The sequence below is a fragment of the uncultured Microbacterium sp. genome (assembly GCF_913776565.1).
Classification (GTDB): domain Bacteria; phylum Actinomycetota; class Actinomycetes; order Actinomycetales; family Microbacteriaceae; genus Microbacterium.
Genome location: NZ_CAJYPF010000100.1, coordinates 1 through 20,497 on the forward strand (window position 1 = coordinate 1; position 20,497 = coordinate 20,497).

Sequence of the window (20,497 nt, forward strand, 5' to 3'; positions counted from 1 at the left end):
CGACGGCGGCCGCGAACGACGGCGGGGCCGCCCGGCGAACCGGACGGCCCCGCGGTCGGGTACGGGCTCAGAAGCCGTTGGCGGCGAGCCACTCCGACGCGATGTCGGCCGAGGACTGCTGGTCGACGGTCGACTTCACGTTCAGCTCGACCAGACCCTCGGGGGTGAGGGCGGCGCTGACCTTGTTCAGCACCTCCGACACCTCGGAGGCGATGTTCGAGTTGACGACGGGCACGACGTTCGACGCGAGGAACAGCCCCTTGGGGTCGGTCAGCGTGACGAGGTTGTCGGTCTGGATGCGCGGGTCGGCCGTGTAGACGTTCGCGACCTGGATCGTGCCGGCGACGAGGTCGTCGACGGTGGTCTCACCGGTGGGCGAGAACTGCACGGTCACGCCGTACGTCGACTGCAGGCCGGTGGGGCCGTAGGGACGCTCGGCGAGTTCGGCGTTGCCACCGAGGGTCAGGCCCGAGGTGACCTTGGACAGGTCGGCGATCGAGGTGAGGCCGTTGGCGTCGGCGAACGCCTTGGTGACGGTGTACGAGTCCTGGTCCGTGGCCTCGGACTGGTCGAGCACCTCGAGGCCCTCGGGCAGTGCCGCGGGCAGAGCGGCGTACACGTCGTCGGCGGTGCGCGCCTCGGTGTCCTTCTCGAAGAACTGCAGCAGGTTGCCCGTGTACTCGGGGAACACCGAGACGGTGCCGTCCTCGAGCAGCGGGATGTAGGCGTCGCGCTGACCGATCTGGAACTGACGCGTGACCGTCTTGCCGGCCTTCTCGAGCGCCTGGGCGTAGATCTCGGCGATGATCTCGTTCGAGTAGTAGGCCTGCGAGCCGACGACGATCGTGTCGGACGAGGCGCTGGCGTCGCCGCCGCCGTTGCTCAGCGGGTCGCTGGAGCCGCCGCTGCAACCGGCGAAGGCGAGCGAGGCGACCGCGAGCCCGGCGATGACGCCGAGGCCCTTCTTGGTTCGTGCTGTGAACATGGGTGCTCTCTTTTCTGGTGATTCGGGATTCAGGTGGGTCAGGGGGTCGCCGGCGGAGCGGTCGGCGCTCCGACGGCGAGGGCTTCGGCGCGGCGCTGACGGGCGCTGCGCCGCTGCGGCTGGGCGGCGCCGGCGGCACGGATGCCACGGGGCACGACGAGATGCTGCAGCAGAGCGAACAGCCCGTCGATGACCAGCGCGAGCACGGCGACGAGGATCGCTCCGCCGATGAGGATGTCGAAACGCCGGAGCGGGATGGCCGCGATGATGTACTGCCCGAGGCCGCCCAGGCCGATGTACGCGGCGATCGTCACGGTCGCGAGCACCTGCAGCGTCGCGGCGCGGATGCCGCCGACCAGCAGCGGCAGCCCCAGCGGCACCTCGATGCGCCAGAGGATCTGCGACTCGGTCATGCCCATCGAGCGTCCCGCATCGATGACCCGGCGATCTATGGCCTCGAAGCCGGTGTATGCGCCGGCCAGCAGCGAGGGGATGGCGAGGACGACGAACGAGATGATCGCCGCCTCGGGCTTGTGCAGCACGCCCAGCAGCAGCGTCAGCAGGATCAGCAGGCCGAACGAGGGGATCGCGCGCGCGGCGCCCGAGATCGCAACAGCGGTCTCTCGTCCCTTTCCGGTGTGGCCGATGAACCATCCGAGCGGGATGGCGATCGCGCCGGCGATCAGGACCGCCACGGCGGTATAGAGCAGCTGGATGCCGATGGCCAGCGGGATCGAGTCGAACTGACCCGAGTCCCCCGAGAAGATCCATGCGACCGCGTCGCCGAGCAGGTTCATGCCTTCACCAGCGTCCGGTTGGCCTGGCGCGACACGGTCTTGGCGCCGCGGGTCCAGGGCATGAGCAGGCGTCCCGCGAGCACGAGGATCAGATCGATCACCAGGGCGAGCACGACGACGGCGACCACCCCGGCGAACACCTCGGGGATGATGCGGCGCTGCAGGCCGTTGGTGAACAGGTAGCCGATGTTCTGGATGCCGACCAGGATGCCGACGGTGGCCAGGGCGATCGTGCTGGCCGATGCCACGCGGAGCCCCGCGAACACGACGGGACCGGCGAGGGGGAACTCCACCGCCCGGAAGCGTCGGAACGAGCCGTACCCGATGGCCGTGGACGCTTGGCGGACCCCCGCGTCGACCGAGTCCAGTCCGTCGGCGACGGCGCGGACGAGGATCGCGACGGCGTAGATGGCGAGGGCGACGATGAGGTTGGTCTCGCTGACGATGCTGTACCAGCCGGTCACGACCGGCACGAGGATGAGCAGCGCGAGCGAAGGGATCGTGTAGAGCAGACCGGTGATGGTGATGACACCGCTGCGCACCAGGCGGTAGCGCCAGGCGACCCAGCCGAGCGGGATGCTGATGACGAAACCCACGACCAGGGCGATCAGACTCTGGCGCAGGTGCACCAGCGTCAACTGCCCGATGAGATCGAGGTTGTTCCCTACCCAGTTCACGGGCGAGCGTCCTCCACCAGGGCACCCTGGGTGCGACCCTCGGCATCCACCACGACCGTTCCGGTGGCGGTCTGCTTGAGGTGCAGCGCGCGCTTGCCCTTCACCGCGCCGATGAAGCTCGCGACGAAGTCGCTCGCCGGGTTCTCGACGATCTCGCTGGGCGTGCCGACCTGCGCGATCTTCGCGCCCTTCTCGAGGATGACGACCTGGTCGCCGAGCAGGAACGCCTCGTCGATGTCGTGCGTGACGAAGACGATGGTCTTGCCGATCTCGCTCTGCAGGCGCAGCAGTTCCTGCTGCAGTTCGTCGCGGACGATCGGGTCGACCGCACCGAAGGGCTCGTCCATCAGCAGGATGTTGGGATCGGCGGCGAGGCCGCGGGCGACGCCCACGCGCTGCTGCTGTCCGCCCGAGAGCTGACTGGGGTACCGGTCCGCCATCGCGGTGTCGAGGCCGACCGTCTTCATCAGCTCGAGGACGCGCGCGCGAGCCGCCTTGCGGTTCTGGCCCTGCAGCACCGGGACGGTGGCGATGTTGTCGGCGACGGTGAAGTGCGGCAGCAGCCCCGAGTTCTGCATGACGTAACCGATGCTGCGGCGCAGCTGGACGGCCGGCTTGCCGCCGATGTCGTCGCCGTCGATCGTGATCGAGCCGGACGACGGCTCGACCATGCGATTGATCATGCGCAGCAGAGTCGTCTTGCCGCAGCCGGAGGACCCGACGAAGACGGTGGTCTTGCGCGAGGGGATGACGAGGTGGAAGTCGTCGACGGCGCGCGTGCCGTCGGGGAAGACCTTGGAGACGGCCGAGAACTCGATCATGCGACGGCCCGACTCAGTCGGAGACCACGACCTTGCGGTCGAAGGCGACGTAGCCGGCGAAGTCCTTGCCGACGCGCTCGACCGCACCGTCGCGCAGGTCGGGGTACGACCAGGCGCCGTCGGTCAGCTCGGCACCGTCGAGCGAGATGTTCCAGTACTGCGCGGCACCCTTCCAGGGGCAGGTGTAGGGAGTGGGGCTCTTGGCCAGCGCACCCTCGCGCACCGCCTGCGGCGGGAAGTACCAGTTGCCCTCGATCGAGGCCAGGTCGTCGCGGTCGGCTTCGGCGATCACGACGCCGTCGAGCACTGCCTTCATGGGAACCCCCTTCGTGGCCCCCCGCGGGCACGGCACCCGACGGTGGTGAGCCACCTCGAACGAGGCTAGCGAGATGCCGGTCGCTCGGGCCGAAGATTGCTCCCCGTGTCGTCCTGGGCTATGGTGCGGCGCGGTCAGACCACACGCGCACCCGGCACCGGTCCGTGTACGTGCAGGGCGACCAGGCCCGCGGCACTGAGGGTCACCTGCAGGTCGATGGCCGAAGACTCATCGGCCGCGAGGAACGCCAGCGTCGGACCGGATCCCGAGACGATGCCCGCCAGGGCACCCGAGCCCTCGCCCCTCTCGAGAACACGGGCGAGGTCGGGGCGCAGGTGGAGGGCGGGCGCCTGCAGGTCGTTGCGCAGCGTCGCCGCGAGCATGCGCGCGTCTCCCTGACGCAGCGCGTGCAGGACGTCCGGGTCGACGGCCGGCATGCGCCGCGCCGGAGCGATGTCGACCGCGTGCCGTTCGCGGTGCGCGTCGAGCTCGCCGTAGACCACGGGCGTGGACATGCCCTCGTCGTTGGGGACGAGCACCCAGTCGAAACGGCCGCGCGCGAGGGCGGGACTCAGCTCGTCGCCCCGCCCGGTGCCCACGGCGGTCCCGCCCACGAGGGCGAAGGGGACGTCGGCGCCGAGCCGCGCCGCCAGACGGGCCAGCTCGCTCATCGGCATGCCGAGGCCCCACAGGGCGTCGCACGCGACCAGGGCGGCGGCGGCGTCCGCCGATCCCCCGCCCATGCCGCCCGCGACGGGTACGGCCTTGCGGATCGCCAGGTGCGCACCGCGGTCGATCCCCGCGGTCTGCGCGAGCAGGCGGGCCGCGCGCACGGCCAGGTTGCGGTCGTCAGTGGGGACGCCCTCGATGTCGACGGGCCCCTTCGCGGTCACCGAGAGGGTGATGTCGTCGGCGGGCGTCGCCGTCATCTCCTCGTACAGCGATACGGCCTGGAACGCCGTCGCGAGCTCGTGGTAGCCGTCGTCCTGGACGTCGCCGACCTCGAGGAAGACGTTGATCTTGCCGGGGGCGCGGACGCGGACGGATGCCGGGGCGTGCGCGGTCATGGCCGCTCCTCCCCCGCCGTGCGCCCGGCGGGCCCGGCGTGTGCGAAACTGGAACGTCGGCCCGATCCCCGTCGCCGCTCGCACAGCGGTTCGGGGAGGTCCGGGCCGGAGCGAGCGATCTGAGTCACTCTTCGACAGTAGCGCTCCGCTCCCCGCCGATCGGCGTCGCCGCCGAAACGTCGTCGTAACCCCGGAACCCTACGGTGACCGGATCCCGTTTCCACCCCCCGAGGAGGCAGTATGCGCCCGATGGTCCCCCTGTCGATCGACACCGACCCCTGGCGCACCCTGTTGTCCCGCTCCGACATCCGGATGCACGACGGCATCCTGCACCTCATCGACGACACCGCCACGCCCGCGATCGCCGAACGCGACGACCTGCTCGCCGCGGCGTCCGCCATCGAGGCGGCCGGGGTGCGCGTCCTGCTCGTGCGCGACGCCAACCGCCGACCCAAACTTGTCATCGACACGACGGATGCCGAAGCGGCTCTGAGCGCGTTGCGCGACCCCGAACTCGGGCCGGTCTATCTCAAGGCCCGCGGCGAGGACCCCGTGCCCGCGCACAGCGTGCACCCCACCGCCGGATCGGTGCAGGCGTACGCGGTGTTCCGCCCGCGCACCTCGACCGAGGGCTCCTACCGCTACGGCGCCTCTCTCGCCCCGCGCCTGGAGCTGTGGCGCTTCGGCGCGAAGACGATCGAAGCTCCCCGCCCGAGCGCCCTCACCCGACGCCGCTTCGCGGCGGCCGACCTCGACCTGGTCGAGGTCGAGCGCTACGGCCGCCGCTGGACGACCGTCGCCGGCATGTTCGACCCGCACCCGAACGAGTTCACCGCCGACGTCGACATGGTCTTCTCGTGGGTCGACGGGTCGTCGAGCGAGTTCCAGCGCCAGCGCGCCGCGCGCATGAAGGGCTACGTCGTGGGCGACGGCGACGACAACGCCGCCCGCTACCGCCAGGTCGACGAGCTGCGCTACGCCCTGCGGAGCGTCCACATGTACGCCCCGTGGGTGCGCCGGATCTTCATCGCGACCGATTCCCCCACCCCCGAATGGCTCGCCGACCACCCGAAGGTCACGATCGTTCGCAGCGAGGAGTTCTTCGCCGACCCGTCGGTGCTGCCCACGCACAACTCGCACGCGGTGGAGGCGCAGCTGCACCGGATCCCCGGACTGGCCGAGCACTTCCTCTACAGCAACGACGACATGTTCTTCGGCCGCCCGGTCACGCCCGAGCTCTTCTTCAGCGGGGGCGGCGTGAGCCGCTTCGTCGAAAGCGGCGTGCGCATCGGCAGCGGTCCGGCGCACGTCGACCGCTCGGGTCACGACAACGGACTGCGGGTCAACCGCGCGCTGCTCAAGGAGCGCTTCGGTCGCGTCATCACGCTCGACCTCGAGCACTGCGCCACCCCCCTGCGGCGATCGGTGGCCTTCGAGCTCGAGCGGGAGTTCGCCGACGACTACGCCCGCACCGCCGCATCGCGGTTCCGTTCGGCGACCGACATCTCGGTGACCAACAGCCTGTACCACTACTACGCCCTGGCGACGGGCCGGGCGATCATCACGACCGAACCGCGCACGCGCTACGTGCAGACGACCCAGCTGGACTCGCTGCGCACGATGGAACGCCTCGTCTCGCGTCGTGACACCGACATGTTCTGCCTGAACGACGGCAGCGTGCCCGAGATCCCCGAAGAGGTGCGGGTGCCCGCCCTGCGCGCGTGCCTCGAGCGCTACTTCCCGGTCGCCGCCCCGTGGGAGAAGACCGGGGTCAGCGCAGGATCGGAAGCGGCGTCGTCGGCGGCGACACCGGTCCGCTGAAGGCTCGGGATGCCGGCACGACGATGCCGGCATCCCGCAACCGCCGCTGGGACTCCTCGGCGTCGACGTACTGCAGGGCGTCGCTGACCGCGAGCGGCACGACCGAGTGCACGACCGTCTCGTCGTAGACGTGGACGATGTTGAAGCCCTGGGCGGCGTCCTGGGGACGCGTGCCGCCGACGGGGACCATGAGGTCCTGCGTGTAGCAGGTGGCCGAGGCCACCGACACGGGGATGCCGGCGAACGTCGCGAACGTCGAGTAGTGCAGGTGACCGGCGAGGATCGCGCGCACGTCGGTCCCTCGCAGAACCGCGGCCAGGCTGCGCTGGTCGCGCAGCTCGACCGAGGCCGCCAGGTCGAGGACGCTCGGCACCGGCGGGTGGTGCATGGCCAGGATCGTCCCGAGCGGGGCGGGCGTGGCGAGCACTTCGGCGAGCCACTCCCGCTGCGCCGGCGTCACCTCGCCGTGGTGGGCCCCGGGCACGGAGGTGTCGAGGGTCACGATGCGCAGACCGTCGAGCTCGTCGACCCGGTCGACCGCAGCGGCGGGATCGGCGGTCTCGCCCGGCAGCAGCTCGGCGCGGAAGGCCGCGCGATCGTCGTGGTTGCCCATGACCCACACGACCCGGGTCTGCAGCCGCTCGGCGAGCGGCTCGACGATGGCGCGGACGCGGCGGTACGCGTCGGTCTCGCCGAAGTCGGCGAGATCCCCCGTGAACACCAGCGCGTCGGGGCGGACGCCCGAGGCCTCGATCGCCGATGCCGCGCGCGCGAGGTACGCCTCGGAATCGACGTCGTCGTAGAGCGGCGCCCCGCCGGCGCGCAGGTGGGTGTCGCTCAGGTGCAGCAGCACCCTCTCGGCACGGGGGTACTCGGCGTAGCGCATCTCGATCCTTCCGGGCCGTCGGGTACGGCCTCGACACCGGCGTGATGCTCCCGGTTGGCTCGAAATGTTACAGACATGTTTCGGGAACGCGCGATGAACACGGTGAGAATTCACCCGATCGCCGTCGGGCCGGATCGTCGCCGGTCCGCGGACGAACGGCTGCGCGGCCGGGCGTGCACAGCGGCGGGTGGTCCGCCCGACACGCCGCACATCCGCCCGTGCCGACGGCGGGTCGCGGTATCGCCCCGCCGTTGTGCACGCGCTGACGAGAGCCGCGGCCCGGGGCCGACTACGGTCAGACGGCGGCGATGCGGGCGTAGTCCTCGACCGTGAGCTGCTCGCCGCGCAGGGTCGGGTCGACCCCCGCGGCCTCGAGGCGGGCCGAAGCTTCGGCCGCCGTGCCGCCCAGGACGCCCGCCAGCGCCTGACGGAGCATCTTGCGGCGTTGCTGGAAGGCGGCATCGACGATCTGGAACGTCCGCAGGCGGTGCTCCTCGGTGCCGCGGGGGTCGGCATCCCGGTCGAAGGCGACCAGCACGCTGTCGACGTTCGGCACGGGCCAGAACACCTGACGCGAGACCGTCCCCGCCAGTCGCCACGATCCATACCACGCGGCCTTGACGCTGGGGGCGCCGTAGACCTTCGACCCGGGCGGAGCGGCCAGGCGCTCGCCCACCTCGGCCTGGACCATGACCACGCCGCGACGCAGGTACGGGAACGTCTCGAGGAAGTGCAGCAGCACCGGCACCGAGACGTTGTAGGGCAGGTTGGCTACCAGCACCTCGGGGTCGCCCGGCAGGGCGTCCACGCGCAGCGCGTCGGCGTCGATGACCGTCAACCGCCCGTCGGGGACGTCGTGCGCGGCGGCGGTGACCGGGAGGCGCTCGGCCAGGCGGTGGTCGATCTCGACCGCGACGACCGACGCTCCGGTCTCGAGGATCGCCAGGGTGAGCGAACCGAGGCCGGGACCGATCTCGACGACACGGTCGGATGCCGTCACCCGGGCCGCCTGGACGATCTTGCGCACCGTGTTGGCGTCGACGACGAAGTTCTGCCCGAGCTTCTTGGTGGGGGTGACGTCGAGGTCGGCTGCGAGCCGACGGATCTCGGCGGCACCGAGCAAGGAAACGGGCATTGTTCCACTGTAGTCAGGCGGGCCGCCAGTACCCTCCACGTCGCGGGGGCAGGAGTAGCGTGGGCAGGTGAGTCAAACGCAGTCCATCCCCGCAAACGCCTTCACCCTGCGAAGCCCTTACGGGCGACGAGCCATCGGCCTGTCGGTCGCGGCCGCGGTGGGCGGCTTCCTCTTCGGGTTCGACTCCTCGGTCATCAACGGCGCCGTCGACGCGGTCGAGAGCAACTTCGAGCTGACCCAGGTGCTGACCGGCTTCGTCGTCGCCGTGGCCCTGCTGGGCTGCGCGGTCGGCGCGGTCATCGCCGGCGCCCTGTCGGACCGCTGGGGCCGGCTCAAGGTCATGCTCCTGGGGGCCGTGCTGTTCTTCGTGTCGTCGATCGGCGCCGCGCTGACCTTCAGCGTCCCCGACCTGATCCTGTGGCGCGTGATGAGCGGCCTGGGCATCGGCATCGCCTCGGTCGTGGCTCCGGCGTACATCGCCGAGGTCGCGCCGCGTCAGATCCGCGGCTCGCTGGCGTCGCTGCAGCAGCTGGCGATCACCCTCGGCATCTTCGGCGCGCTGCTGTCCGACGCGCTTCTCGCGAACTCCGCCGGCGGCGCCGCCAACCAGTTCTGGCTGGGCCTGGAGGCGTGGCGCTGGATGTTCCTCGTCGGCGTGATTCCGGCGGCGGTGTACGGCATCCTGTCGTTCACCGTCCCGGAGTCCCCGCGGTTCCTGCTGTCGAAGGGCCGCAGCGACGAGGCGCGGAAGATCTTCGCGCGACTGGTGCCTCCGGCCGATCTCGACAAGACGATGAAGGAACTCACGAACACCATCGAGGCCGACCGCAAGAACAAGAACGTGTCGCTGCGCGGCCCCGTCCTGGGCCTGCAGGGGATCGTCTGGACCGGCATCCTGCTGTCGATGTTCCAGCAGTTCGTCGGCATCAACGTGATCTTCTACTACTCCACGACGCTGTGGAAGGCGGTCGGTTTCGACGAGAGCAACTCGCTGCTGATCTCGGTCATCACCTCGATCACCAACGTCGTGGTGACCTTCGTGGCGATCTTCCTGGTCGACCGGGTGGGTCGAAAGCCCATCCTCATCACCGGTTCGCTGTTGATGACCCTGTCGTTGGGGGCGATGGCGCTGTCGTTCGCGTTCGCGACCGGGTCGGGGCAGGACGTCTCGCTGCCGGCTCCGTGGGGCGGCGTCGCGCTCGTGGCGGCCAACGTCTTCGTCGTCGGCTTCGGCGCATCGTGGGGCCCGCTGGTGTGGGTCCTTCTGGGCGAGATCTTCCCGAGCCGCATCCGCGGCAAGGCGCTCGGTGTCGCCGCGGGCGCGCAGTGGATCGCCAACTTCGCCATCACGGTGTCGTTCCCGGCGATGTCGAGCTGGTCGCTGCCGCTGACGTACGGCATGTACGCGCTGTTCGCGGCGCTGTCGTTCGTGTACGTGCTGCTGCGCATCCCCGAGACGAAGGGCATGGAGCTCGAGCAGACCGAGACGCTGTTCGTGAAGAAGGCCAAAGCCAAGGCCTGATCCCGGATGCCGGGCTGGTCCCGGATGCCGAAGGCCGGCGCCCCGCGGGGTGCCGGCCTTTCGTCAGTCCGCGAAGGCGCCGTAGACGCGGAGGGTGTTCTCGGCGATCTGGGCGGCGAGCTCGTCGGCATCCATTCGCCGTTCCGCGGCGAGGAAGCGCAGCGTCACCGGGATCAGGTACGGCGCGTTCGGGCGGCCGCGGTACGGCACGGGCGTCAGGAACGGCGCGTCGGTCTCCACCAGGATGCGATCGAGCGGGGTGACCGCGAGCGCGTCGCGCAGGTTCTGCGCGTTCTTGAAGGTCACGTTGCCGGCGAAGGACAGGTAGTACCCCCGGTCGGCGGCGATGCGGGCCATGTCGGCGTCGCCCGAGAAGCAGTGGAACACCGTCCGGTCGGGCGCACCGACCCGCTCGAGGGTCTCGAGGACCGCGTCGTGGGCATCGCGATCGTGGATCTGCATCGCGATCCCGTGCTTCTTGGCCAGGGCGATGTGCGCCTCGAAGGACCGGATCTGAGCCGGGATGCCGTCCGCCTCAGTGCGGAAGAAGTCCAGCCCCGTCTCGCCGATCGCCCGCACCCGCGGCTCGGCGGCGAGCTGGTCGATGACGGCGATCGCCGCATCGAGCTCGCCGGCCCGCTCGTACACGGGGGCCTCGTTGGGGTGGATCGCCACGGCGGCGAGCACGCGCGGGTGCGATCGCGCCGCCCACGCCGACCACCGCGACGAGTCGACGTCGCCGCCGGCCTGCACGACCCCGTGGATGCCGACCGCCAGCGCGCGCTCGAGCTGCTCGTCGAGGGACAGCCCCGTCTCGCCGTCCTCGATCTCGAGGTGCGTGTGGTTGTCGTAGACCGGGATGCCGAGCGGCTCGGGCGCGGGCGGGTAGCTGACGTCGCGGCGGCCGTCGACCGAGCGCTCGCGCACGTACTGGCTGGGGTCGCCGCCCTGGATCGTGTCTCGGGGGCGGTCGACGGGGGTCGAGCCGGCCGCGGGACGTGCGGGGGCCGCGGACCCCTCGACAGGCGCAGAGACCGCGGAGGGCTCAGGGACCTCCAGCGCCGGGTGAGCCTCCGCGTCGGACGGCTGCATCACGCCTGCTCGACGCGCGGGAATAGCGGCGACAGCGCGCTCACCACCGAGCCGGGACGCAGTGCACCCCAGCCGCCCGCCGCGCGGATCGGCTGGTCGACGAGCGCGCCGAGCGCGTCCTCGGCCCCGAGGGCGGCCCAGAGCTTCGCGGTCGACTCCGGCATGACCGGCGACAGCAGCACCGCGAGGGCGCGCAGGCCCTCGGCGGCGGTGTAGAGCACGGTACCCAGGCGCTCGCGCTGCGCCTCGTCCTTGGCGAGCGCCCACGGCTCGTTCTCGGTGATGTAGCCGTTGAGCGCGTCGACGATGGTCCAGATCGCCGCGATGGCCTCGTCGATGCGGAAACGCTCGATCGCCGCGTCCGCGGTCGTCGCGGCATCCGCCACGGTCTTCTGGATCGCGCGATCGCCGTCGGTGTACGCGCCCGGGGTGGGCACGACGCCGTCGAAGTACTTCGCGATCATGGCCACCGTGCGCGAACCCAGGTTGCCGAAGCCGTTCGCGAGCTCGGCCTGGTAGCGCGCGGACAGGTCCTCCCACGAGAACGAGCCGTCCTGACCGAACGCGATCGCCGACAGGAAGTAGTAGCGGTAGGCGTCGGAGCCGAAGACGTCGGTGATCTCGGTCGGCGCGATGCCGGTGAGCTTGGACTTCGACATCTTCTCGCCGCCGACGAGCAGCCACCCGTGCGCGAACACGCCGCGCGGCACGTCGAGACCCGCGGCCATGAGCATGGCCGGCCAGATCACCGCGTGAAAACGCAGGATGTCCTTGCCGACGACGTGGAACGCCGGCCAGCGGCGCGCGAACTCCGCGGTGACCTCACCGGTCGCCGGGTCGGTGCCGTAGCCCACGGCGGTGGCGTAGTTGAGCAGGGCATCGACCCACACGTAGATGACGTGGGCCGGGTCCCACGGCACCGTGATGCCCCAGTCGAACGCGGACCGCGAGATCGACAGGTCCTTGAGGCCGCTGCGCACGAACGAGACGACCTCGTTGCGCGCGGACTCGGGGCGCACGAAGTCGGGCTCGGTCTTGTACAGCTCGAGCAGGCGCTCCTGGAACTCGCTGAGCTTGAAGAAGTAGTTCTTCTCCTGCAGCAGCTCGAGCGGCTTGGAATGGATCGCGCAGACTTTGAGCCCCTCGAAGGGACCGGTGCCGTCGACGATCTCGGCCTCGGGCTTGAACTCCTCGCAGCCGACGCAGTACAGCGCCTCGTACTCGCCCGCGTAGATGTATCCCCGGTCGTACAGGGCCTTCACGAATTGCTGCACGCGCTCCTCGTGACGCGGCTGCGTCGTGCGAATGAAGTCGTCGTTGGCGACGTCGAGGGTCTCCAGCAGCGGGAACCACGACTCGGTCACGAGCTTGTCGACCCACTCCTGCGGGGTCACGCCGTTCGCGGCGGCGGCGCGCAGCATCTTCTGCCCGTGCTCGTCGGTGCCGGTCAGCATCCAGGTGTCGTCGCCCGCCTGGCGGTGCCAGCGCGCGAGCGTGTCGACGGCCACGGTCGTGTACCCGTGCCCGATGTGGGGCAGATCGCTGGGGTAGTAGATCGGCGTCGTGATGTAGAAGGATCGGCCGGAAGTCACCTGGCGATTCTACGGGTGACGGCCGACTCTCCCGCCGCGTGTAAGGGTCAGCCCAAAGCGTGAGGGGTCAGAAACTGTCGCCGAAACCGACGCCAGGCGACACGTCTTGACCCCTCACGCGTCAGGACCAGAGGGTCAGCGCTTCGCGGCGAGGGCCGCCTGGTACAGCTCGCGCGAGGAGTGACCGGTCTGCGATGCCACCTCGGCGGCGGCGTCCTTGAGGCGCGCTCCCCCGCCCACGAGCGCGAGCACCTGGGCCACGGCATCCGGGAACTCCACCTCGCGCGCGGCCGCGCCGCCGACGACGATCGCGATCTCGCCGCGGACGCCCTCGGCCGCCCACACCGCGAGCTCGGCGAGCGTTCCGCGCCTGACCTCCTCGTACAGCTTCGTCAGTTCGCGGCAGACGGCGGCAGGACGATCGGCACCGAACGCGCTCGCGAGATCGTCGAGAGTGGATGCCAACCGCGACGGCGACTCGAAGAAGACGAGCGTGCGCTGCTCGGACGCCAACTGCGCGAAGGCCTTGCGCCTCTCGGCGGGCTTGCGGCGCGGGAACCCCTCGAACGCGAACCGGTCGGTCGGAAGCCCCGCGACCGCGAGCGCCGTGACGACGGCGCTCGGTCCGGGCAGGGCGGTGACCGTCACCCCGGCGGCGGCCGCCGCGGCGACGAGCCCGAAGCCGGGGTCGCTGACGGTGGGCATGCCGGCGTCGCTGAGCACGAGCAGGTCGTCGTCGCGGGCGAGCTCGACGAGCTCGGCGGCGCGCTCCTTCTCGTTGTGATCGTGCAGCGCGATCAGGCGCGGACGGTTGTCGACGCCGAGACCCGCGAGCAGACGCTGGGTGGTGCGGGTGTCCTCGGCGGCGACGACGGTGGCGTTCTCGAGGGCCTCGATCAGCCGGCGCGAGGCGTCGCCGAGATTGCCGATCGGGGTCGCCGCGAGGATGATCACCGTTCCACCTTAGGCTGGGGGCCGTGAGCGCTGCCGCCCCCTCCCTGCTGCCCTCGGCCGAGCCGACGCGCCTCGACCGTTGGCGCGACGTCCTGCTCGCCGACCCGCGGCGCCTGCGCCTGTGGCGGTGGCTCGCTCCGGCGATCGTCACGCTGGTGGCGGCGGTGCTGCGCCTGGTCGACATCGGCGATCCGCACCAGCTCGTGTTCGACGAGACCTACTACGTCAAGGACTCGTGGAGCCAGTGGGTGCTCGGCTATCCCTCGACCTGGCCCGAAGAGACCGATCCGCGCTTCGCCGCGGGCGAGACCGACATCTTCACCGGCATCGGCAGCTACGTCGTGCACCCCCCGCTCGGGCGCATCCTGATCGGTGCGGGGATGGCGCTGCTCGGCCCGGACTCCGCGACCGGCTGGCGCATCTCGGCCGCCGTCTTCGGCACGGCCACGGTGCTGCTGGTGTACCTGCTCGCGTGGAGCCTGTCGCACTCGATCGTGTTCTCGTCCGTGGCATCCGGTCTCATCGCCATCGACGGCCTCGGGATCGTGCTCAGCCGCATCGCGCTGCTGGACGTCTTCCTGACGTTCTTCATCGTCCTGGCGTTCTGGTTCGCCGTGCTCGACCGGCGGCGCACGGGCGACCGGCTCGACGCCGCGATGGACGCCCTGCCCGGTCACACGCACACGTGGGGTCCGCTGCTGTGGGACCGGCCCTGGCTGCTGGCCGCCGGGGCGGCCGCGGGCGCGGCGACCGCCGTGAAGTGGTCGGGCCTGTACGTGCTCGCCGCGATCGGCGTCTACGCGGTCGTCACCGACGCGCTCGCCCGGCGCCGCCAGGGGATCGTGCAGTGGCCGATGGATGCCGTGCGCCAGGGCCTGATGTCGTTCGTCGTCCTGGTGCCGATCAGCGTCGTGGTGTACCTCGCGAGCTGGACCGGGTGGCTGTTCACCGACGGCGGCTACATGCGCGAGACGAATCAGAACGCGACCGGGATCTTCGCGTGGGTGCCGACGGCGCTGCAGAACCTGTGGGCGTACCACCGCGAGATGTACAGCTTCCACGTCGGGCTGGTCACCCCGCACAGCTACGCCAGCCCCGCGTGGCAGTGGCCGCTGCTGCTGCGTCCCACGTCGATGTACTGGCACCAGGACGATCCCGGGGTGAACGGCTGCACCCTGCCGGCGGGCTGCACCGAGGCGATCTCGAGCATCGCCAATCCGGTCATCTGGTGGGCCGGGATCGCGGCATCCGTGTATCTGCTCGTCCGGTTCGTGATGGTGCGGGACTGGCGCTTCGCCGTCGTGCTCACGGGCCTGGCCGCCACCTACGTGCCGTGGCTGCTGTACCCCGAGCGCACGATCTTCCAGTTCTACACCGTGGCGATGCTGCCGTTCCTCGTCCTCGCCCTGGCCTTCGCGCTGCAGGACGTCGCCCGTGGGGTACGCGGGGCGTCACGGCTGAGCGGACAGGTGATCGTGCTCGTGTTCCTCGTCGTGTGCGTCGGGGTGTCGGCGTTCTGGTACCCCGTGTGGGCGGGCCTGCCCGTGCCGTACGAGTTCTGGCGCCTGCACAATTGGCTGCCCAGCTGGATCTGAGGCCGCCCGCCGGGTCAGACCAGCTGCGCCGGATCGGTCGTGGGCAGCGCGCACGTGAACGCGCGGCAGTCGTACGCCGTCGCCTCGCCGCCCCGCGCGACCTTGCCCGCGAACAGCTCGAACCCCGCCTCGGCGAACGCCCGCGCCTGGTCGGGTGAGACGACGGCGACCACGTCCGCGGGCAGGCGTCGTGCGACCTCGGCGATCTCGGCATCCGCTTCTCCGACGACGACCACCTGACGGGGCGCTGCCGCCAACCCGACCGCGACCTCGAGGATCGCCCCGTGGGCGAGGGGCGACGACAGAGCGACGTCGGCGGCGGCACGCACGAGCTGGACGGCGGCGTCGCGGTACCGCTCCCCCGCGCCCAGGCGCCACAGATCGAGCGCCGCGGCGGCGAACACGGACGGCCCCGAGGGCGAGGCCCCGTCGCTGGGCACGCCGTGCGCCCGCATCCCCTGCGCGACGAGCACGGGATCGCCGCCGCCGGGGGGATGGATGCCGTCCCCGCCGACGCACTGATCGACCAGCGCCCGCGCGCGCTCGGCGTAGGCGGCCTCGCCGGTCGCCCGGGCGAGGGCGAGCAGGCCCCGGGCGAGACCGCCGTAATCCTCGAGCGTGGCAGGAGCGGCGCTCTGCACCTCGTAGAGCGAGGCACGGCGGAGCGTCCCGTCGTCGGCGACGTTGCTCTCGAGCACCGCGTCGGCCGCCCAGCGGGCCGCCTCGACGAAGCGGGGGTCGGTGCGCGTCCCCGCCGCGGCGAGCGCGGCGATCGCGTGACCGTTCCAGCCCGTGACGACCTTGCCGTCGAGCGCGGGAGGGGCGAGCGCGGACCGATCGGCGACGCGGTAGTACCCGCCCTCGTTGCGCTCGCCGTCGATGATCGACTCGGAGTCCTGCGCGGCCGCGATGCCGCCGGTGGGAAGCTGCAGCACGTCGACGAGGAAGCGCGCGGCATCGGTCGCAGTGGCCTCGTCGCCCGCGGCGAGAGCGACCTCGACGAGACCGGCGTTGTCGGTGAGCATGCGCTCGTAGTGCGGCACGCTCCAGTCGCGGCGCGTGGCGTAACGGAAGAAGCCGCCGTCGACCTCGTCGTGCAGGTCCGAGCCGGCCATGGCCGACAGGGCACGGGATGCCACGCCCCCGGCATCCGGGACCTCGTCCGCCAGCGCGGGGTGCTGCAGGAAGCGCAGGACGGGCGTATTCGGGAACTTCGGTGTCTCGAACGCCGGGCCCGCGGCGAACCCGCCGTACTCCGGGTCCTCGCGACGCGCCACCGCGCGGGCGGCCTTGGCCAGCTGCGCGAGGGTCGGCGGCGCGTCGGCGGGCGCCGTCGTCGCGGCGGCGAGCGCGTCGCGGAGCGACGAGCCGGTGGCATCCACCTCGCTGCGCCGTTCGGTCCACGCCTCGCGGACCGCGGCGAGCACCTGACGGAACGAGGGCAGCGGCGGGCGAGGAGCGGGCGGGAAGTACGTGCCCGCGTAGAACACGCGCCCCTCGGGGCTCGCGAACACCGTCAGCGGCCACCCGAGGTGAGGGGTGAACGCGCTCGCGGCGTCGAGGTAGGCGGCATCCACGTCCGGGTGCTCTTCGCGGTCGACCTTGATCGCCACGAAGCCGTCGTTCACGAGGGCGGCGGTACCGGCATCCTGGAACGACTCGCGGGCCATGACGTGACACCAGTGACAGGTGCTGTACCCGATCGACACCAGCACCGGCACGTCGCGGCGCGCCGCCTCGGCGAACGCCTCGGGCCCCCAGGGGTACCACGCGACGGGGTTGTCGGCGTGGGCCTGCAGGTACGGGCTCGAGGCGTTCGCCAGGCGGTTCAGGGCTCTGCCCGTCGTCAGTTCAGGTCGTCGGGGTGCGTGCCCACGCGGCCCGACCCGTCACCCGGATCGATACCGTCGATCGCGGCCATCTCGTCGGCCGTGAGCTCGAAGTCGAACAGGTCGAAGTTCTCTTCGAGGCGTTCGCGGCGCACCGACTTGGGGAACACGATGAAGCCATGCTGGATGTGCCAGCGCAGCACCGCCTGGGCGGGGCTCTTGCCGTGCGCCTCGGCAGCGTCCTTGACCGCGGGGATCTCGAACAGGTCGTACTTGCCCTGTCCGAGCGGGCCCCACGACTCGATGTGCATGCCGTGCTCGGCGCCCCAGGCCGCGATCTCGCGCTGGCTCAGGGCGGGGTGCAGCTCGATCTGGTCGACGGCGGGCGTGACGCCGGTCTCGGCGACGATGCGCTCGAGGTGCGGCACGAGGAAGTTCGAGACGCCGATCGAGCGGGTCTTTCCGGCGTCGCGGATCTCGATCATCTTCTGCCACGCGTGCAGATAGTTGTCGTTCTTCGGCGTGGGCCAGTGGATCAGGTACAGGTCGACGGCGTCGAGCTGCAGCTTCTCGAGGCTCTCGTCGATCGCGGCGAGCGGTTCGTCGCCGTCGTGACGGTCGTTCCAGAGCTTGGTGGTGACGAAGAGCTCGTCACGGGCGATGCCGCTGGCGGCGATGGCGCGGCCCACGCCCTCTTCGTTCTTGTAGATCGCGGCGGTGTCGATGTGGCGGTAGCCGACCTCGAGGGCCTCGGACACGGCGCGCTCGGCGTCGTCGGCGGGAACGAGGAACACGCCGTAACCGAGCTGGGGGATGGAGTTTCCGTCATTGAGCTGAAGGGAAGGAACGGTCATGCAACGAGCCTAGGCAGTGGCCCCTCGGAGGGTTCTCGGGGTTGACGCGGCGACCGAGCCCCCTCGGCGCCCGCGCCGTGGTTGACTTTGCGCATGACGTCGCAGCCGCCCACCCGACACGCGCAGCGCCGCCCGGTCTCGGCCTGGCGGCGCGGCGCCACGCTGCTGGCCATCATCGTCACCGTCGCGGTGGTCGCCGGGGTCGCCGTCGCGGGCTTCTACGCCTTCTCGCTCACGCAGACCCTGAAGGAGGCCGCGGTCCCCCTCAAGGACGCCCCGGCCGAACCGCCCGCCCTCAGCACCTACGACGAGCCGTTCGCCGTGCTCGTCGTCGGCACCGACGAGTGCGACGACGTCGTCTCGACGGCCTTCGGCGCGCGTTGCTCCGACCCCGAGAACGCCGGCACCCGCAACGACGTCAACATGCTCGTGCACGTCTCGACCAACCCGCGCCGCGTGACCGTCGTGTCGTTTCCCCGCGATCTGCAGCTCGAGATCCCCGAGTGCACCGCCACCGACGGCACCGTCTTCCCCGGCGCCTACAAGGCCTCGATCAACACCGCCTACGAGGCGGGCGGTCTCACCTGCGTCGCCGACACCGTGTCCGAGCTGAGCGGTCAGAGCATCCCCTTCGCCGCCAAGGTCAGCTTCGGCAACGTCGTCAACATCACCGACGCGATCGGCGGTGTCGAGGTGTGCATCGGCGGCGACGGCATCGACGACCCTGATGCCGGCATCCAGTGGGAACCCGGCAACCGCGTGGTGAAGGGCTTCGACGCCCTCGCCTTCCTGCGCACCCGCAAGGGCATCGGCGACGGCAGCGACCTGGGTCGTATCGGCAACCAGCAGCAGTACCTCTCGCGGCTGATGAACAAGCTGCGCAGCGACGAGGTGCTCACCAACCCCGGGACGCTGCTCAACCTCGCCAGCACCGCCGTGCGCAACATCGAACCGAGCGAGAGCCTCGCCGACCCCGTGCGCATCGCCCAGCTCGCGTACACGCTCAAGGACGTGCCGTTCGACGACATCACGTTCGTGCAGTTCCCCGTCGTCGACGACCCCTACGACTCCAACCGCGTCGTGCCCGACGAGGCGTCCGCCGAGGTGCTGTGGCAGGCCCTCGCCACCAACGCACCCCTCGCCCTGACCGGTGACGCGGGCCGCGGCGTGGTCGCCGACCCCTCGGTCCCCACCCCCGAGCCCACCGAGAGCGCGAGCGACGAGGCCACCCCGGCTCCGGATGCCAGCGCCTCCCCCGACGCCAGTGCCGCGCCCGGCGTGGTCGAACTGCCCGAGAACATCAACGGCAGCAAGGCCAGCCAGGCCACCTGCTCGAACGGGCTGGGCTGAGCGGGCCCGCACGCGTCGGGACCGGCGGCGGACCGCCGCGGTGACCGGACGTCCAGACTCGTGCGGGAGCATCGAGGGGTGAAGACCGCCCCCCGCTTCTCGGCCGCCGCGCTGCTCGTCGTGCTCGCGCTCGCCGGGTGCGCCCCCGCGACCGGCGCCGCCCCGAGCGCGACGCCGACCCCGACGCCGACCGCGACGCCCACCCCGACACCCACGCCCGACGCGCTCGCCGCGATGAGCCTGGCCGACAAGGTCGGGCAGATGTTCATGGTCGGCACCCCGGTCGAGGGCGCCGACCCCACGACCCTCGCCGCCGTCCGCGACGACCGCATCGGCGGGGTGTTCCTGCACGGGCGCTCGAATGCCGGGACGACCGCGATCGCCGATCTGGTCCGCGGCTTCACCGACGCCGTCCCCGCGGGAGCCCCGCGACTGTGGGTCGCCACCGACCAGGAGGGCGGGACCGTCCAGGTGCTCTCGGGGCCGGGATTCGACCGCATCCCCTCGGCCGTCGATCAGGCCGCGCAGGACGACACGGCCCTGCGCGCGAGCGCCGCCGCCTGGGCCGGACAGCTCGCCGCCGCGGGGGTCACCATGAACCTCGGCCCCGTCGCCGACATCGTCACGAGCCCCGAGTTCGCGGCATCCAATCCCCCCATCGGCGAGCTCGCCCGCCAGTCCGGCTACGACACCGCCACGGTCGCCGCGAAGGCGGGCGCGTTCGCCGCGGGCATGCGCGACGGCGGGGTCCTGCCGACCCTCAAGCACTTTCCGGGGCTGGGGCACGTGGACGACAACACCGACTACTCCACCGGCGTGACGGATCAGGTGGTCACGGGCGACGGACCGGACGTGGGCGTCTACGCGTCGATCCTGCCGCAGGGCGACGCGGTCGTCATGATGTCGACCGCCGACTACGCGCTGATCGACCCGGACGTGCCGGCGGCGTTCTCGCCCGCGGTGGTCGGGCTGCTGCGCGATCGCCTCGGCTTCGACGGCGTCATCACCGTCGACGACCTGTCGGCCGCGGATCAGGTGGAGGTGTACTCCCCCGGCGAGCGCGCCACGCGCGCCGTCGACGCCGGAGTGGACCTGCTGCTCGTGTCGGCCGACCCCTCGGTCTACCCCGAGATGCATCGGGCCGTGCTCGCGCGGGCGGAGTCCGACCCCGCGTTCGCGGCGAAGGTGGATGCCGCGGTGCGCC

The 20,497-nt window shown here is 71.2% G+C and carries 18 protein-coding genes; 5 read left to right on the forward strand and 13 right to left on the reverse strand.

The window, feature by feature from the left end; genetic code table 11:
* Positions 1 to 67: 67 nt before the first annotated feature.
* The 6 genes from QZ433_RS05405 to QZ433_RS05430 all read right to left on the reverse strand — a co-directional run bounded on the left by QZ433_RS05405 (position 68) and on the right by QZ433_RS05430 (position 4,663).
* Positions 68 to 985, reverse strand: coding sequence for an ABC transporter substrate-binding protein (locus QZ433_RS05405; protein ID WP_295780526.1), 918 nt, complete (start codon positions 983 to 985; stop codon positions 68 to 70).
* Positions 986 to 1,023: 38 nt separating this feature from the next.
* Positions 1,024 to 1,782, reverse strand: a complete 759-nt coding sequence (locus QZ433_RS05410; protein WP_295780527.1) for an ABC transporter permease — start codon at positions 1,780 to 1,782, stop codon at positions 1,024 to 1,026.
* A complete protein-coding gene (locus tag QZ433_RS05415; protein ID WP_295780529.1) occupies positions 1,779 to 2,459 on the reverse strand; it encodes an ABC transporter permease in 681 nt (226 codons plus the stop codon). The genes QZ433_RS05410 and QZ433_RS05415 overlap by 4 nt, the downstream gene beginning before the upstream one ends.
* Positions 2,456 to 3,280 carry an ATP-binding cassette domain-containing protein gene (locus QZ433_RS05420; protein ID WP_295780530.1) on the reverse strand — a complete coding sequence of 275 codons (825 nt, stop codon included), beginning with the start codon at positions 3,278 to 3,280 and terminating at the stop codon, positions 2,456 to 2,458. Before QZ433_RS05420 ends, QZ433_RS05415 begins: the two co-directional genes overlap by 4 nt.
* Before the next feature lie 13 nt (positions 3,281 to 3,293).
* A complete protein-coding gene (locus tag QZ433_RS05425; protein ID WP_295780532.1) occupies positions 3,294 to 3,596 on the reverse strand; it encodes a DUF427 domain-containing protein in 303 nt (100 codons plus the stop codon).
* Between the two features lie 134 nt (positions 3,597 to 3,730).
* Complete coding sequence (locus tag QZ433_RS05430) at positions 3,731 to 4,663, reverse strand: 4-(cytidine 5'-diphospho)-2-C-methyl-D-erythritol kinase (RefSeq protein ID WP_295780534.1); 933 nt, start codon at positions 4,661 to 4,663, stop codon at positions 3,731 to 3,733.
* A gap of 240 nt (positions 4,664 to 4,903) precedes the next feature.
* Between QZ433_RS05430 and QZ433_RS05435 the strand changes: the two genes are divergently transcribed.
* Complete coding sequence (locus QZ433_RS05435) at positions 4,904 to 6,484, forward strand: stealth family protein (RefSeq protein ID WP_295780536.1); 1,581 nt, start codon at positions 4,904 to 4,906, stop codon at positions 6,482 to 6,484.
* Here the strand turns inward: QZ433_RS05435 and QZ433_RS05440 are convergent.
* A complete protein-coding gene (locus QZ433_RS05440; protein WP_295780538.1) occupies positions 6,435 to 7,370 on the reverse strand; it encodes a phosphodiesterase in 936 nt (311 codons plus the stop codon). The two genes, QZ433_RS05435 and QZ433_RS05440, sit on opposite strands and share 50 nt — an antisense overlap.
* 295 nt (positions 7,371 to 7,665) lie before the next feature.
* Entirely contained in the window at positions 7,666 to 8,505 is an 840-nt protein-coding gene (rsmA, locus tag QZ433_RS05445; protein ID WP_295780539.1) for a 16S rRNA (adenine(1518)-N(6)/adenine(1519)-N(6))-dimethyltransferase RsmA, read from the reverse strand.
* Positions 8,506 to 8,572: 67 nt separating this feature from the next.
* Between rsmA and QZ433_RS05450 the strand changes: the two genes are divergently transcribed.
* Positions 8,573 to 10,027 (forward strand): sugar porter family MFS transporter, encoded by a 1,455-nt coding sequence (locus QZ433_RS05450; protein ID WP_295780541.1) that lies wholly within the window; start codon positions 8,573 to 8,575, stop codon positions 10,025 to 10,027.
* A gap of 63 nt (positions 10,028 to 10,090) precedes the next feature.
* On the opposite strand, the gene QZ433_RS05455 is transcribed toward QZ433_RS05450, so the two are convergent.
* The 3 genes from QZ433_RS05455 to rsmI all read right to left on the reverse strand — a co-directional run bounded on the left by QZ433_RS05455 (position 10,091) and on the right by rsmI (position 13,665).
* Positions 10,091 to 11,119, reverse strand: coding sequence for a TatD family hydrolase (locus tag QZ433_RS05455; protein ID WP_295780543.1), 1,029 nt, complete (start codon positions 11,117 to 11,119; stop codon positions 10,091 to 10,093).
* Positions 11,119 to 12,711: a methionine--tRNA ligase gene (gene metG, locus QZ433_RS05460; RefSeq protein ID WP_295780544.1), complete on the reverse strand. Its 1,593-nt coding sequence runs from the start codon at positions 12,709 to 12,711 to the stop codon at positions 11,119 to 11,121. The genes QZ433_RS05455 and metG overlap by 1 nt, the downstream gene beginning before the upstream one ends.
* 135 nt (positions 12,712 to 12,846) lie before the next feature.
* Positions 12,847 to 13,665, reverse strand: a complete 819-nt coding sequence (gene rsmI, locus QZ433_RS05465; protein ID WP_295780546.1) for a 16S rRNA (cytidine(1402)-2'-O)-methyltransferase — start codon at positions 13,663 to 13,665, stop codon at positions 12,847 to 12,849.
* A 23-nt stretch (positions 13,666 to 13,688) separates the two neighbouring features.
* On the opposite strand from rsmI, the gene QZ433_RS05470 reads away from it, so the two are divergent.
* Complete coding sequence (locus QZ433_RS05470) at positions 13,689 to 15,260, forward strand: phospholipid carrier-dependent glycosyltransferase (RefSeq protein WP_295780547.1); 1,572 nt, start codon at positions 13,689 to 13,691, stop codon at positions 15,258 to 15,260.
* 14 nt (positions 15,261 to 15,274) lie between these two features.
* On the opposite strand, the gene QZ433_RS05475 is transcribed toward QZ433_RS05470, so the two are convergent.
* Together QZ433_RS05475 and QZ433_RS05480 are read right to left on the reverse strand one after the other, a co-directional pair.
* On the reverse strand, positions 15,275 to 17,092 hold the full coding sequence (locus QZ433_RS05475; protein WP_295780555.1) for a DUF255 domain-containing protein: 1,818 nt from the start codon (positions 17,090 to 17,092) through the stop codon (positions 15,275 to 15,277).
* Between the two features lie 14 nt (positions 17,093 to 17,106).
* Entirely contained in the window at positions 17,107 to 17,943 is an 837-nt protein-coding gene (locus QZ433_RS05480; protein WP_295780549.1) for an aldo/keto reductase, read from the reverse strand.
* 93 nt (positions 17,944 to 18,036) lie between these two features.
* On the opposite strand from QZ433_RS05480, the gene QZ433_RS05485 reads away from it, so the two are divergent.
* Positions 18,037 to 19,293, forward strand: coding sequence for an LCP family protein (locus tag QZ433_RS05485; RefSeq protein WP_295780550.1), 1,257 nt, complete (start codon positions 18,037 to 18,039; stop codon positions 19,291 to 19,293).
* Positions 19,294 to 19,371: 78 nt separating this feature from the next.
* The coding region (locus tag QZ433_RS05490) for a glycoside hydrolase family 3 N-terminal domain-containing protein (protein WP_295780552.1) at positions 19,372 to 20,497 on the forward strand (1,126 nt) is incomplete at its 3' end.